The following is a 15,054-nucleotide window of genomic DNA, read 5'->3' as shown; positions in this document are numbered from 1 at the left end:
TTCAGGCGTTGCCAGTATAGCTGCCACCTGGCTAGAGGCATTGCCGTTCCTTCTGATATCGCCTCCTTGATACAATGGAGGACGGCTTAGATCGACAAGAGGAACCCGATGGCAGAAACGCTGATGTTTAACGCCCTGCGTGAGGCGATCGATGAAGAAATGGCGAAAGACCCCACCGTGTTAGTGATGGGTGAAGATGTGGGGCATTATGGCGGTTCCTATAAAGTCACCAAAGATCTGTATCAGAAATACGGTGATCTGCGGCTACTGGATACCCCGATCGCCGAAAACAGCTTTACAGGGATGGCAATTGGAGCCGCCATGACTGGATTACGCCCGATCATCGAAGGGATGAACATGGGCTTTTTGCTGCTGGCATTTAACCAAATTGCCAATAATGCCGGGATGTTGCGCTATACTTCCGGCGGCAACTTCAAGATCCCGATCGTGATTCGCGGTCCGGGGGGAGTCGGTCGCCAGCTTGGGGCGGAACACTCGCAACGCCTGGAAGCGTATTTCCATGCCGTCCCTGGACTGAAGATTGTTGCCTGCTCTACGGCCTACAACGCCAAAGGTCTGCTGAAGTCCGCCATCCGCGATGAGAATCCCGTCCTGTTCTTCGAGCATGTCTTGCTCTATAACCTGAAGGAAAATTTGCCCGACGGAGAATATTATCTGCCATTAGATAAAGCGGAAGTCGTGCGGAAAGGGAAAGATGTCACTATCCTGACCTACTCCCGGATGCGTTATCACGTCCTGAGAGCCGTCGAAACGCTGGAGAAAGAAGGTTACGACCCCGAAGTGATCGATCTCATTTCGCTGAAGCCCTTCGATTTTGAGACGATCGGAGCCTCGATTCGCAAAACCCACAAAGTTTTGATTGTGGAAGAATGTATGCGGACAGGTGGCATTGCGGCGGAATTGATCGCCTCGATCAACGATCGCTACTTCGATGAACTGGATGCGCCCATGATCCGATTGTCGTCCCAGGACATTCCGACTCCCTATAACGGCACCTTGGAAAGTCTGACGATCGTTCAGCCTCCTCAAATTATCGAAGCGGTGAAAAAACTGGTCGATAACAAGTTCTAATCGTTCAGGCGTTTTTAGTTAGGGTCATAGATTTTAGCCACTGTAGGGGCGAACGGTTGTTCGCCCTCATTGGTTTATGCCGATCGTCTGCTCCTGTGAATTAGGAATAATTGCTCACTTAAATTGTTTGATCCCGATTTCTTAACCTTTAGCTTCTAGAAAAAACTTTACAAAAATCCAGTTAAAACTCTAGTTAAGCATTAAGAATCGTTGCAACTTTACCCCACAATTTTATTGGCAGCGATCAGCTATAACCTAGACGAAATGAACCATCCAGCTATTTTTTGCTAATTGCAACATTTTCCCAGTTGCGATCGTCTCCTGACTCAAGATGCTGCACTGTTTGAGACAATCTATAAGCGTTAACCGTTCAGCCCCGCTAGGAATTTGGAACTCAACTCTTAACAAGGTGATTTTGAGAGGTTGTTTGAACAGTGAAACTAATTAGCTAAGCTGCCCCCCTAGCCCCCCAATTCTGGGGGGAACCAGATTCAAAGTCCCCCAGAATATAGCCTGACGGCATCGTAGAAAGGGGGATTTAGGGGGCAAGTGAACAGCATTGATCCCTTTGAAGCATCCTCTGAAGTGTCAAATTGTTGCCTTTTAACACGCACACGTTAGCTTTTGTCTTCCTCAACTACCCCGATTCGACTCTGATTCCGCGTTCCCAACTCCTAGCCCCTGACGCTGACTTCCCGATCATGAAGCGAGGCACTCTATGAAATTGGCTTACTGGATGTATGCTGGACCCGCCCACATTGGCACTCTCCGCATTGCCAGTTCTTTTAAGAACGTTCACGCCATCATGCACGCCCCTCTGGGTGACGACTACTTTAATGTCATGCGCTCCATGCTCGAGCGGGAACGTGACTTTACCCCAGTAACCGCCAGTATCGTCGATCGCCATGTGTTGGCGCGGGGTTCCCAGGAAAAAGTGGTGGATAACATTACCCGCAAGGATCAGGAAGAACGCCCTGACCTGATTGTTTTGACTCCCACCTGCACCTCCAGCATTCTGCAAGAAGATTTGCAAAACTTTGTGGAACGGGCGCAACTAGAAGCGAAAGGCGATGTGATGCTGGCGGATGTCAACCACTATCGCGTCAATGAACTGCAAGCCGCCGATCGCACCCTACAGCAAGTCGTGCAGTTCTACATTGAAAAAGCTCGGCGCAAAGATGACTTAGCGACCGCGAAAACTGAGCAGCCCTCCGTCAACATCATCGGCATGTCCACCCTGGGTTTCCACAACCAGCACGACTGCACCGAACTCAAGCGATTGATGGCAGATCTGGGCATTACGGTCAACGAAGTCATCCCCGAAGGGGCATCGGTTCATAACCTGAAAAATTTACCCAAAGCCTGGTTCAACCTCTTGCCCTACCGGGAATTGGGGCTGATGACCGCCCAATATCTACAACAAGAGTTTGGCACCCCTTACGTGGACATCACGCCGATGGGAGTGGTCGAAACGGCTCGTTGTCTGCGGAAGATTCAACAGGTGTTGAACGAACAGGGAGCCACTGTTGATTACGAATCCTATATCGACAACCAAACTCTGCATGTTTCCCAAGCTGCCTGGTTCTCACGATCGATCGACTGCCAGAACCTCACAGGCAAGAAAGCCGTTGTCTTTGGGGACAATACCCACGCGGCAGCGATGACCAAAATTCTGGCTCGGGAAATGGGCATCCATGTGGTGATGGCAGGCACCTATTGTAAGTATGATGCCGATTGGTTCAGAGAGCAGGTCAGCGAATACTGTGATGAAATCCTGATCAGTGAGGATAATGCCGAAATTGCCAACGCGATCGCTCGGCTGGAACCCTCTGCTATCTTCGGGACGCAAATGGAACGCCATGTCGGCAAACGGTTGGATATTCCCTGTGGGGTGATTGCCTCACCGATTCATATTCAAAACTTCCCGATCGGCTACAAACCGTTCCTCGGCTACGAAGGCACCAACCAAATTACCGATCTGGTCTACAACTCCTTTACCTTAGGAATGGAAGATCACCTGCTGGAAATCTTCGGCGGTCACGATACCAAAGAATCGATTACCAAAGGAGTCTCTGCCGATTCTGATCTGGGTTGGAGTAAAGATGGTCTGGCAGAATTGAACAAAATTCCGGGATTTGTGCGCGGTAAAGTCAAGCGCAATACCGAAAAATTTGCCCGCGATCGTGGCATCGAAACCATCACCGCTGAAGTCCTCTATGCCGCGAAGGAAGCCGTCGGTGCTTAGTCAATTTACCCATTAACTCAATTATTTAAGGGGATCTCAGCGATCCCTTTTTTTATTCATTAATACCGTTCGGTATATTGTTTGAGTTCCCGAGCCATGCGGCGAATGCCCTGCTGTTCATCCTGTCGGATAAATGGCAAAAAGACGCGGGTTAACACCCCAGAAAAGTTCTCCTGGTGAATATATTTTGTGCGATCGCGCCCAATCTCTTGCAACTCAAACACATGCTCGCTGATAAAGCCAGGAATTGTCGCGACCCATTTCAAACAAATTCCCGGTTGAATGAGCGTCACTTTGGGTTGAAATTCGGTTTGCTCCTCACCGGGAACTCGTTGCAGCGATAACCAAATTTCCTCTCCTTCCACAAAGGGACGGTTAGGATCGCAATCATATAAAAATGTGTTCCAATATGCCCACTTCTCTTTATGAAATAAGGCTCTCCAGACTTTACGCCGGGAAGCATAGATGTCAATTTCTGTATATAAACTCGGCATATTCCATCAATGAGCAGTAAACATTGATCCATAAACAGGGAGGTCGTGTGATCTCACTCAACGTCCCTATCCTCGCGATCGTTCCTTACTTCGCTGCCATCTCCCTATCTCTATCATGCCGTTTTGTTGGTGTGACTGGTCACAACTGTGAGGTCAATATTCTTTTAAGCTAGGAACCTTCTGGGGATTACTAGAAGCAGGACACGATCGCTGCATGAGTTCGCGATCGCTCCCTACTCACACCCAAACCTGCACATCCATAGCCACCCGCCATGACAGACCTAACACCAAACTCCAGCTTTAGCCTCACCATTCGCTTCCAAAACCCCAATCGACCGGGCATGTTAGCCAGCGTCACCCAGGCAATTTCCACCTTGGGCGGCAGTATTGGACAAATTGATTTGATTGAACAAACACGGCAAGTCTCCCTGCGGGAAATTAATGTAGATGCTGCCAGCACTGAACATGCTGAAGCGATCGTCATGGCCGTCAAAGCCTTACCCGAAATTAAAGTGATTAATGTCTACGATCGCACCTTTAATCTGCATCGGGGCGGCAAGATTAGCGTCGAAAGCCGGATTCCGTTAAAAGGGCAGGCAGATCTGGCGATGGCCTATACACCGGGAGTCGGACGCATTTGTGCGGCGATCGCCGAAGATCCAGAGCAGGTTTACAGTCTGACAATTAAGCAAAATACCGTGGCGATCGTCACCGATGGCAGCGCTGTATTGGGCTTAGGAAATTTGGGGCCTGAAGCTGCCCTACCCGTCATGGAAGGGAAAGCCATGCTGTTTAAGGAATTCGGGCAGTTAGATGCCTTCCCGATCTGTCTAGCTACCCAAGACACCGATGAAATTGTCGAAACGGTGAAGCGGATTGCCCCTGTCTTTGGTGGGGTTAACCTGGAAGATATTTCGGCTCCTCGCTGTTTTGAGATTGAAGCCCGCTTACAACGCGAATTAAATATTCCGGTCTTCCACGATGATCAGCATGGTACGGCGATCGTTACCCTTGCCGCCCTGATCAATGCCCTGAAGGTCGTGCATAAATCGATGGCAGAGGTGCGAGTTGTAATTAATGGGGCTGGTGCGGCGGGAGTTGCGATCGCTCGGCTACTGACCAAAGCTGGAGCCAATCACATTACACTGTGTGACTCCAAAGGCATCCTGTCCCATAGTCGGACTGATTTGACTACGCAAAAACGGGAACTTGCGGTGGAACTGTGTGGCTCCCTGGCAGACGCTCTGGTGGATAGTGATGTCTTTCTGGGCGTGAGTGGGCCCGGGGTCTTAACGCCAGCAATGGTTCGGACGATGGCACCCGATCGCATTGTCATGGCAATGGCAAATCCGATTCCCGAAATTCAACCGGAATTGGTGACTAATGATGTGGCTGTGATGGCAACCGGACGCAGTGACTATCCCAACCAAATTAACAACGTTCTGGCATTTCCGGGCATGTTCCGAGGGGCTTTAGACTGCCGCGCCGCCACCTTTACTACCAGCATGTACCTGGGAGCCGCCGAAGCGATCGCCGGCTTAATTAAACCCTCCGATCTGACTCCGGACTACATCATTCCCTCCGTATTCGATGAGCGAGTAGCTACCGTCGTCTCCGCCGCAGTCCAACGAGCCGCCCGACAGGATGGTGTCGCTGGCAACTAATCCACTACTTGCAAAATGCCCCGGCGAACTCCGTATAACAGCCGATCGAGCAATACGAGATCAGCCGGGGATAACGGTTCGGCTAAGAGAACCGACTGCAAGCGGCGACGATGGCTTAAGGTAATGCGGCGGGAGAGGAGAATCTGTTCAACTAAGTCCTCTAATACAACAGGCATCCAAACAGTGACAGTCATGATCACGGCTCCAAGGGGCTAGGCGGGATTCAACTCAAGCATGTCTTTAGAGTGCCTAAATCAGCGCCTTGATTAACGAGCCGTCAAATTTCACCACCTAGCCATCAACCTCGATCGCCACTATGCCCAGGCATTTTTCTCTACGGGTGTGATTTGCTACCAGCAGATGGGAATAACTAAGGTTGCTCACCTGCTCCCCTCACAACTTTCCGGTGCATTTATGACCTACTGCCTCAGAGTGGCTGACCTACCCAGTAACGAACGTCCCCGCGAACGCTTGATGCTTCAAGGCGCTCGGAGCCTCGCGACTGCCGAACTGATTGCGATTCTGTTAGGCACTGGGCAGGGGGCAGGAAAACTCTCGGCGGTTGGGTTAGGTCAGTATGTGTTGCAAGAATTAGGCAAACATCAGCGTGATCCCCTTGCCGTACTGCGTGAGGTGACGGTAGCCGAATTAACCCAAATTCCCGGAATTGGTGAGGCAAAGGCCACCACGATCCTGGCGGCGATCGAGTTAGGCAAACGGGTCTTTCAAGCCCGACCGCCGGAAAATACAGTAGTCGATGATCCCGCCGTTGCCGCTGCTGCCTTGAGTCATGACTTGATGTGGCAAGCTCAAGAACGATTCGCGATCGTGCTGCTGGATGTGAAACATCGACTGCTGGGAACCCGCGTGATTAGTATTGGCACCGCCACCGAAACCCTGGCACATCCCCGCGAGATTTTTCGGGAAGTGTTACGGCAGGGAGCCACCCGAGCGATCGTTGCCCATAATCACCCGTCCGGCAATGTTGAGCCTAGCCCCGAGGACATTAACTTGACCCGTCAGCTTCTAACGGGAGCGCAATTCCTCGGCATTCCCCTCCTGGATCACTTGATTTTGGGGAATGGCAACCATTTGAGCCTGCGGCAGGTGACAACTCTGTGGAATGAATGCCCCCAGGGAGATTAGAGCACCGATCGAGGATCACTTCTTACAATATTTGCGATCGTGATCAGATCCCGGTTCCTGCCAGGAATAGGCAAAGTGACTGACCGAGGTGAGAGAGGGCGCAATTTTATAGAGGGCTTGCATCTGATGTTCTAAAGGGGGACGGTTGCCCGCCGATCGTTGCCAGATTCCCGCTAACACAGGTTTCACCTGCACTCCACTGGGTGCCCGTTGTAAGACCCGTTGAATCTGTTGCATGATGCAAGTCGTATTCCCACAGGTTCCGTATGCCATCGGATGCCAATCGGCATTCTGGGGAAACCGCTCCCAAAACTGAAGGCGGGAGTCAAACCCACTCTGCCCCACGGTGATATTGCCATCCGGGAAAAATACGGCTCCGGTTGAAATACCTTGCTGTTCGACCGATCGAATCGCGGTGACGAGAAAATCCACTACGCCCTGAGACGCATGGGCAACCGCCAATTGCCATAGTGCTGCATTCAATGCAACTAGGCGTTGCTTCACTGGTAGATTAGCGGGAATCTGCCCCGGATTCAGTCCTTGCCACAACGGTTCTGGATCGCCTGGGTAGAGCATACCGCTGGCTTTTAGATCATCGGCGGACAGAAAACCTTTGTTTAGAAACCGTTGAATCAGTTCCATGCCGCGATAATTCATGGCTCGTTGTAGCAACGATCGTTGGGAGGATTCCCCATACACCCATAAATCCTGCACCTTGCTGGCAACGGAAGCCGCCCCCGAACCACGCGGGTAACGAATATAGTCAAATAACATGCCATCCGGTCGATATTGGGCAAAGGCTCTGACTAACCCGGTGTAATCAGTTCTTGCCTGGGCACTGTAGGGATCAATAAACGCTTCATAGGGATTAAATGCCCCGAAATCGACACTCAGCCCCGCGATCGTGTTCGCTGTTAAACTGGTTTGCCCTAAACCATTGCGAGACAGCGTTGCTTGGCGATCGATCCGGCGGACATAATTGGCACCAAAGTTCATACTAAATAACCAGGTATGCACCTTTAGCCCCCGCTCCCGCCCTTGACGGATGACCTGCTCCAACAGATCCACATTGTCCCATCCTGATCCTTGCAAAACAGTCGGCCAGGGGGTGGGATTGCGATTGGCTGGCAACAGCACCATACCGTTATAGAACACTTCTACATAAACCTGGTTATAGCCCCGATTGACAATCTTATCGAGTACCGCTTCTAGGGCACCAGGTCGAGCGTCACAGGGATACAACCGGATCCAAATTGCTTGATTTTGTGGCCAATTACGACTCCGACACTGCCGGAGCGCCTCCGCATGTTTAGTCAGGAGCGCCTTATATTTTGCCTGGGCATCCTTATTGCCTTGAACGGCGGATTTCCGTAATGTCTCTTTTTGGGCAATCGCCTGGGTCAGTTGTTGGCAGTAGGGAGTGCCCTGCGCTTGCGCTGCGGTTGAAGAAACCCAGCCTGAGGCTAGTAACCCCATTAGCAGAGTGGCAACTCGCACACTCCAGGATTGCCCGCCTAAATGCCGACAGGCTATCTGTGGTTGAACCCATGTCATAAGCAAGTTACTCCGTTCACAGATCAATAGAGCGGATCTATGTGATTATCAACTCTATTGCTGTAAATGAATCACTTCCTTACCCTAACCAGCCTTTTAACCGAGCAGCAACCTGAGGTCGCCGCAGTTTCCGCATGGCTTTACTTTGAATCTGGCGGACTCGTTCTCGGGAGAGATTAAACAAGCCACCCACCTCTTCTAAGGTGCAGGGTTTGTTAGAACTCAACCCATACCGCAGGGAGATAATGTCTTTTTCCCGTTGGGTTAACACATCACCCAAAACATCCCAAATCTCTTGCCGCAGCATCGATTCACTCATTTGGGCTTCTGGCGATCGCGTTTCCCCATCTTCCAACAGATCCATCAACTCCGTATCCTCATCCTTACCCACCCGATGATTCAGGGACAGCGATCGGCGATGGAGTTGTTGTAGCTCCCGCAGTTGTTCCGGGGGCACTTCCAGGGCATCGGCTAATTCGATCTCTGTAGGATTACGATGCAGTTCCCGTTTCAGTTCCCGTTGGGCTCGCTTGAGTTTGTTCAGCTTCTCAACAATGTGAATCGGTAGCCGAATCGTGCGGGAATCATTGGCGATCGTGCGGGTAATCCCCTGACGAATCCACCAATAGGCATAGGTCGAGAACTTATAGCCTTTACCAGGATCAAACTTTTCAGTGGCGCGATTCAGCCCCAAGGCTCCTTCTTGAATCAGATCTAGAAAGGGAACACCCCGATTGAGATACCGCTTGGCGATCGACACCACAAGTCGCAAATTCGATCGAATCATCGTGCGCTTTGCAACTCGACTCCGGTGTAACCGGCTCTCCAACTGCCGTTCCGACAACCCAACTGCCGTCGCCAATTCGCTTCTGGAAGGAAATCGTCCCAACCTCTGCTTGAGATCAATTTGCAGTTCTTCAATTTCTACTAAATAGCGAATCCGCTGTGCCAGTTCCATTTCCTCTTCTGGCTTTAATAACGGGTAACGCGCCATCTCCTTAAAGAAAGCACCCACCGCATCATCGGACACCGTTTTGTTGTAACCAGACGGTCGAGCCGAGGCAATTTCGTCAGACGCGACATCCGTCAATGTTCCATCATCGGGGGATGAAACATCTGCCTCTTCAATCAGGATGTGCTCTGCATCTACCTCATCCAACTCAAGGGTGACATCATCTGTCAGGTTGCCTTCTGCCAACCGTTCCAGAGAAGCCATTAGGTCAAAAGCATGTCTATTTGCATCATGTAAAACTCCTGGCTCTGCCTGAGTTGGATTCAGCGTCGGATTGAGGATTCCAGAACGATTGTTCTCTTGAGACATATTTAATAACGGGGTGAAAAGGAGCTTGATCACAGAATTCCGTGTTCAACACACAATTAACCAAGGATTCTGAGGGCTGTTCAGGATGCATAGAATCGCTGGATTGGAGCTACTGACTAATTGAAGCTATAGCGTTTAACAGAAGATTAGCGAACCCCAACAGCAAACCCCAAATATTATCCCAAGCCCCGAGAGTCTGGTATCTGCCAATATTAACGGGTCAGTTTGAGGCTGTCGTCAAACCTACGGCATAACCAAAGATTTGCGTCAAATGGCAGAAATTCAGAGTTTTCAGGAACCAATAGGAGGAGTCATCAACTAAGAAAGCTGACAACGTTTGCTCACGAAACCGAGTCTTAAATCACAAGAGACAACAGGCTGAAAGTTGCAGGGAAGCGGGAAACAAGGAACAAAAACAGTCGGACAAATGGCTCATCCAGGTCTACTGTTAAGCTACTTGAAGTAGGTGAATCCGTTGTTCACTAGACTACAAACGACACTCCTCGAATAAGAATTTGACTGTAGGGTTAAGGGATTGGATAGGAGTAGCTCTTATTGTAGCGCATTCACAAGTTAAACTCGTTACGACTACGCATCAATCGCCTAATCCATGAAAAAAGGGAGAAAATCGTGTGATCTCCTCCCTTGTCACAGATTTTGTTAGGCAGATTGATCCCACGATCGCAACTGCCCTACCCTCTGGAATTAACTGTCTTTGAGAATATCAATGCAACGATCGAGCCATTCCTGATAACTCTGCTGCAATTTACCATCCTCCAGTTCAATTTCCACCCTCACTTTTTTGCAGCGATGATTCAGCGTTTTGGTAATCGCACTCAGGACATAATTAGCCGCTTTGGGAGACTCAAACTCTCCACTAATGGTTGGTTGCCCCATAATATCGGGCAATTCCACATTAATCGGCTGTCCTTCCGTTAAGTCAACCTCGGCTAACGGTTTTTGTTCGGGGCTAACCTGCTCAATCACGAGTTTTTCGTAACGTACCGGCACCTGGATCATCCGTGTTTCAATTTGTTTGCGGATAATCACATCCCCTAACTTGCGCCGTTTGTAATCTACCCTGAGACGTTCTTCCAGCAACTCGATCGCTTCATCTACGCTGTCGGGTGGAATGATGGTATCGGGTGAGATCAGCACTTCCGCCGGTAAAGTTGCCACTAATGAGGCACTTTCGTCAACCGATATTGGGGATAGATCCGCTTCTGTCCAGACGCGATCGCTAGGCGTGTCATATCCAGAGGGCATTGCTTCCGTCACCGCAATGCCTAATCCCGCAATGGCTGTCCCAGCCGCAACATCACCTAAATCCTCTGTAGATAAGGTGCCGGAAGCCTGACTAAATGCCATATCCAGGGCACTGAGATTATCTACTATGGACATTTCGCCAGCCAGTTCTGGTTCAAAGCTCGTCAAGTTGGTAGTTTGATCAACTCTCAAGCCGATCGGGGCAGTAGAGTCCTGCTCCCATGAACTATCCAGATCATCAGGAGGCACAGGTGACTCTAGATCCAAATTCAGTTCAGGCATCGGGGAGGCTGCTAAATCAAATTCTGATTCAGACCCAGACGACTCTAAATCCAGCCCCAGGTCAGGTGCCGAAGACTCTAGCCCTAAATCAAACCCGGCTTCGGTCACAGGAGACTCTAGATCTAACTCTAGATCTGGACTGGCGGCGGCTAACCCCAAATCAAATTCTGGTTCTAGAGTCGGAGGTTCCAGAGCCAAATTCACGTCTGGTTCAGCAGGCTCTAGCCCTAAATCAAACCCAGTTTCAGTTTCAGCCGCAGGCCCCTCTAAGCTGAAATCGAGGGCATCGGTTGCTTCCCCTAGTTCCAAATCGAATTCTGACTCTGCGACTGAAGCCTCCAAATCCAAATCCAGGTCGGGGGCAGACTCCGCCAAGCCAAAATCGAGGGCATCCGTTGATGCTTCCAGTCCCAAATCAAGCTCTGGTTCAGGAGTAGAGGTCTCTAAATCCAAGTTCAGATCCGGTACAGAATCCTCCAAGCCAAAGCCTAGAGCATCCGTTGAGTCCTCTTCTAGCCCTAAATCGAATCCTGGCTCTGCGGCTGGAGCTTCCAGATCCAAATTCAGATCTTCAGGGGCAGAATCTTCTAAGCCGAAATCTAAAGCATCCGTTGATGCTTCTACTCCCAAATCGAAGCTCGGCTCGGGAGTAGATGTCTCTAAATCTAAATTCAGATCATCCGGTGCAGCAGACTCTAAGCCGAAATCGAGGGCATCCGTTGATGCTTCCAGTCCTAGATCCAAGGCGGGTTCAGGGGCAGAAGCTTCCAAATCCAAATTCAGATCAGGGATGGACTCCTCAAAGCCAAAATCGAGGGCATCCGTTGATGCTTCCAGTCCTAAATCAAAGGCGGGTTCTGCGGCTGGAGCCTCTAAATCCAAATTCAGATCAGGGGTGGACTCCTCAAAGCCAAAATCGAGGGCATCCGTTGATGCTTCCAGTCCTAAATCAAAGGCGGGTTCAGGGGGGGAGGCTTCCAAATCCAAATTCAGATCAGGGGTGGACTCCTCAAAGCCGAAATCGAGGGCATCCGTTGATGCTTCCAGTCCCAGATCAAATCCTGGTTCTGCGGCTGGAGCCTCTAAATCCAAATTCAGGTCGGGGGCAGATGTCTCCAGGCCGAAATCAAGGGCATCCGTTGATGCTTCTAGCCCCAAATCGAATTCTGATTCTGTTGCCGGAGCTTCCAGATCTAGATCCAAGGCAGCATCAGGAATAGATTCTTCCAAGCCCAAGCCCAATGGTTCTGACTCACTCAACAAATCCAAATCGATCGCGGGCTCAGAAGTCGGTTCTGACAGCAAGGATTCATCCAGACCAAACCCTGCATCCATCGCTTCAGTAGTGGCAAGTTCCAAATCTGCCAGACCACCCGTGTCCTCCAAGTTCAGGTCGAACTCATGATCTTGATCAAAATCCAGATTCAGGTCAGTTTCTGAAGGCTCTATAGCTGACGATGCCAATTCCAATGATGGCTGCGAATCGTCCAGGTTGAACTCCAGAACACTATCCATTGTCGTCTCTGGGCTAAGGGATTCACCCAAACCGAAGTCATCTCCCAGTGACGATTCTGTGACCGAATCTGCGATCGCGGTGCCAAAATCAGCCGAGCCATTTAATTCCGATAGATCCAGATCAAATGCCGTTTCGGGGGGTTCATTCGGACTCAGCAATTCTGAGAACCCAGTATCTGCATCTTGCAGTGGCTCAGTCACCGGCAGGTCTATATCCTCCAACCCTACCAGGTCATCCGTGATCAGGGCATCTGCCGTAGCCGACTCGGACGATAACTCTAAATCATTCAGTGGTAAATCTAAATTCTCCAAACTCTCGGAAAAGGCACTCGTTTCAGGGGATTCTGGGGTTGCGATCAGGACATCCTCCGTCAGCGATAGCTCCGTTAGCTCCAAATCATTGCCAAAATCGGCTTCAGTCAACTGTTCAGCCACGTCCAGACTACCCAGATCCAGATTCGATAGATCTTCGGACGCTGGATCGGCAACCAAACTGGAGAACGAGAATTCTTCCTCTAGAGCATCATTTGAGGAGGGTTCAGCCGTTAACTCGACAAACGACAGATCTTCATCGATCGCGGATGATGCTGTTTCTAGCTCCAGTCCATTCAGATCGGCATCCCCAAAGGCATCGATCGCCGGAGATTCGGGTTCCGGTAGATCACCCAGATTATCCAGGTCGGTGAGCGAACGGCTATCAGCCGGTTCTGCGATCGTTAACTCTGGCTGTTCGGGCGTATCGGCAAACAAATCTTCAATTTCGGAGGCGGTTGGACTCGTCTCTTCTGGAGCCTGATTGGTTTGATAGATCGGCAAGCTACTAACTTCCGCCTGGGCAATATCCACAAACACGGATTGAGCCTGGACGCTAACTTTCTGAATTTGTCTACCGTCTAACAGAAAACTATGTCCATTATCAGGGGCATCAGGTTGAGCAATCACTAAATTTAATTGATGTGCCGCATCCAGGATCAGATCTTGAACTTGCCCGATCGCTTGTCCCTGTTTATCAATCACCGCAAAACTCTTGAGTCTGCTTCTCAGGTTATTCAAGTTATCGAGTAGTATTCTGAGGCGATCGGCATCCGGTTCCGTCGGTCCAGATGGCATTACAGATGGTTGATGACTCATGTTCCTGCCTTAAATTAAGCTACGAAACTACAATTCGGACTTGAACGTGTCTAGAGGTGCAGACAGGATTCATCAACTGGCTTCGTTGATAAATCGAGGGAGAAGGGCGAGGTTTGCAGGTGTGTTGTTTTTTCACTAGAACGTCATCATCACCCAGCCCAATTTAAGGCTGGGAAGTAGCATTCTCTTGCACCAGAACTTTTTTAATCTGAACTTTTTCCCGCACGAATGTTTCCCGCCGAATTTCGGGAACTTCCTCATAAATTGCCACCCGAATCACTTCGCCTTCCTGTAAATCAGTTATTCCACGGATGCTTTCCGAATTTGAATCTTTCGTCAAAGTCAATCCGCCCTCAGAGCAGGCTAAGGAATTTCGATCGCCCAATTCATCACTGTTAACTTCGTTAAGAGACACGTCCCTGTTCCTCATGACCTAAGTTGATACCATGATATTAAAAATCTCCGAATGGAACGGGTTTTTTCCACCGCTCCCCCACTGGCTTTGGCTAACTGATTAAGTTTTGTTACTTTTGACCTTTACTGGCTTATTCAGAGCCAACCGATGGCTAATACTAGCAATCCCCCACAACCCGAAAAAATAACTGTTGATTAACCGGAAATTCATTTTCCGAAAACCTGGATTGATTTGATTGAACCTGAGCATGGAAATTAAGTCTTGGATGACGGTCATTTGCCAATTACGGGCGATCGCAGTCATTCGTGCTCCTACCTTTGAATTAGGCTGCCAGATGGCAACCGCCGTCGCCCAGGGTGGCATGCGCTTGATTGAAATCACCTGGAACAGCGATCGCGCCCCTGAATTGATTGCCCATCTGCGAGACACCTTGCCCGACTGTGCGATCGGGACGGGTACATTGCTCACCACGCATCACCTGAAAACAGCGATCGCGGCTGGTGCCCAGTTTTTGTTTAGTCCCCATGTAGATGTCGGCATGATTCAGGCAGCCGTTGAACACAATATACCCATGATGGCTGGTGCTCTTTCTCCCACTGAGATAATTCAAGCCTGGCAGGCAGGTTGTAGTAGTGTCAAAGTCTTTCCAGTTCATGCCCTGGGCGGCGTAGAGTACATCCACAGCCTGCAAGGACCATTAGGTCAAATTCCCCTGATTCCTACGGGCGGAGTCACATTAGCCAATGCCACCGCCTTTTTACAAGCTGGGGCGGTTGGGGTGGGTCTATCCGGCTGTCTGTTTCCTAAAGCACTCGTGCAGCAAGGTGAGTGGCAGACGATCGCGGAGCAGGCTGGTCGGTTAGTCAGTTTGGTGGAGAAATGGGAAGTAGGAGAGGGGGAGAGGGGGAGGCTGTCTCTTATACACATCT

Annotated in this window: 11 protein-coding genes; 5 read left to right on the top strand and 6 right to left on the bottom strand. The window is 50.2% G+C overall.

From position 1 onward, the window contains the following. Window positions 1-108 precede the first annotated feature (108 nt). Both ACN4EK_RS10870 and bchB read left to right on the top strand, forming a co-directional pair. A complete protein-coding gene (locus ACN4EK_RS10870) occupies window positions 109-1,092 on the top strand; it encodes an alpha-ketoacid dehydrogenase subunit beta (RefSeq protein WP_431657883.1) in 984 nt (327 codons plus the stop codon). Window positions 1,093-1,810: 718 nt separating this feature from the next. After that, window positions 1,811-3,337, top strand: a complete 1,527-nt coding sequence (gene bchB, locus ACN4EK_RS10865) for a ferredoxin:protochlorophyllide reductase (ATP-dependent) subunit B (RefSeq protein WP_431657882.1) — start codon at window positions 1,811-1,813, stop codon at window positions 3,335-3,337. 59 nt (window positions 3,338-3,396) lie between these two features. Here bchB and ACN4EK_RS10860 read toward each other — a convergent pair whose 3' ends face one another. Then, window positions 3,397-3,831: an SRPBCC domain-containing protein gene (locus ACN4EK_RS10860; protein ID WP_431657881.1), complete on the bottom strand. Its 435-nt coding sequence runs from the start codon at window positions 3,829-3,831 to the stop codon at window positions 3,397-3,399. 272 nt (window positions 3,832-4,103) lie between these two features. Between ACN4EK_RS10860 and ACN4EK_RS10855 the strand changes: the two genes are divergently transcribed. Further along, window positions 4,104-5,495: a malic enzyme-like NAD(P)-binding protein gene (locus ACN4EK_RS10855; protein ID WP_431657880.1), complete on the top strand. Its 1,392-nt coding sequence runs from the start codon at window positions 4,104-4,106 to the stop codon at window positions 5,493-5,495. Here the strand turns inward: ACN4EK_RS10855 and ACN4EK_RS10850 are convergent. Then, window positions 5,492-5,689: a hypothetical protein gene (locus ACN4EK_RS10850; protein ID WP_431657879.1), complete on the bottom strand. Its 198-nt coding sequence runs from the start codon at window positions 5,687-5,689 to the stop codon at window positions 5,492-5,494. The genes ACN4EK_RS10855 and ACN4EK_RS10850 overlap by 4 nt on opposite strands. Window positions 5,690-5,909: 220 nt before the next feature. Here ACN4EK_RS10850 and radC point away from each other — a divergent pair, with 220 nt between their 5' ends. Next, window positions 5,910-6,641: a RadC family protein gene (radC, locus tag ACN4EK_RS10845; protein WP_431657878.1), complete on the top strand. Its 732-nt coding sequence runs from the start codon at window positions 5,910-5,912 to the stop codon at window positions 6,639-6,641. 15 nt (window positions 6,642-6,656) lie between these two features. Here the strand turns inward: radC and ACN4EK_RS10840 are convergent, their stop codons facing one another. The 4 genes from ACN4EK_RS10840 to ACN4EK_RS10825 all read right to left on the bottom strand — a co-directional run bounded on the left by ACN4EK_RS10840 (window position 6,657) and on the right by ACN4EK_RS10825 (window position 14,125). Then, window positions 6,657-8,195, bottom strand: coding sequence for a glycoside hydrolase family 10 protein (locus tag ACN4EK_RS10840; RefSeq protein WP_431657877.1), 1,539 nt, complete (start codon window positions 8,193-8,195; stop codon window positions 6,657-6,659). A gap of 79 nt (window positions 8,196-8,274) precedes the next feature. Continuing rightward, window positions 8,275-9,549, bottom strand: a complete 1,275-nt coding sequence (locus tag ACN4EK_RS10835; protein ID WP_431657876.1) for an RpoD/SigA family RNA polymerase sigma factor — start codon at window positions 9,547-9,549, stop codon at window positions 8,275-8,277. 672 nt (window positions 9,550-10,221) lie between these two features. After that, on the bottom strand, window positions 10,222-13,710 hold the full coding sequence (locus tag ACN4EK_RS10830; protein WP_431657875.1) for a YsnF/AvaK domain-containing protein: 3,489 nt from the start codon (window positions 13,708-13,710) through the stop codon (window positions 10,222-10,224). A gap of 163 nt (window positions 13,711-13,873) precedes the next feature. Next, entirely contained in the window at window positions 13,874-14,125 is a 252-nt protein-coding gene (locus ACN4EK_RS10825; protein ID WP_431657874.1) for a DUF2382 domain-containing protein, read from the bottom strand. Window positions 14,126-14,372: 247 nt separating this feature from the next. Between ACN4EK_RS10825 and ACN4EK_RS10820 the strand changes: the two genes are divergently transcribed. Beyond that, on the top strand, window positions 14,373-15,054 hold a 682-nt coding region (locus ACN4EK_RS10820), incomplete at its 3' end, for a bifunctional 4-hydroxy-2-oxoglutarate aldolase/2-dehydro-3-deoxy-phosphogluconate aldolase (RefSeq protein ID WP_431657873.1).

It is taken from the genome of Pantanalinema rosaneae CENA516 (assembly GCF_050753385.1).
In the GTDB taxonomy this organism is placed as follows: domain Bacteria; phylum Cyanobacteriota; class Cyanobacteriia; order Leptolyngbyales; family Leptolyngbyaceae; genus Pantanalinema; species Pantanalinema rosaneae.
The sequence above is the reverse complement of the archived record's forward strand: the minus strand, read 5'-3'. Positions and strand labels throughout refer to the sequence as shown.